Annotated in this window: 1 protein-coding gene; it reads left to right on the top strand. The window is 34.2% G+C overall.

All coding sequences use genetic code 11. From position 1 onward, the window contains the following. A partial coding sequence (locus tag ACY2RR_RS24680; RefSeq protein ID WP_490110850.1) for a ubiquitination-like system serine protease family protein occupies positions 1-240 on the top strand: 240 nt, incomplete at both ends.

Below are 240 nucleotides of genomic sequence, written 5' to 3'. Positions count from 1 at the left end.
GTTGAATTTATTCCAGAGGAAATTAACGAAGGCTGTATCTATATTTCTTTAGAGTACACAACCTCAGTTCATAAATGCTTTTGTGGTTGTGGACAAGAGGTCATTGCACCCTTTTCCCCAACAGATTGGAAACTTATTTTTGATGGAGAATCAATATCACTTTCTCCATCAATAGGAAATTGGAGCTTTGAATGCAAATCACATTATTTTATTCGAAATAATAAAGTTCATTGGGCTAGA

The organism is Parendozoicomonas sp. 2304DJ65-17 (assembly GCF_058148445.1).
The sequence above is the reverse complement of the archived record's forward strand: the minus strand, read 5'-3'. Positions and strand labels throughout refer to the sequence as shown.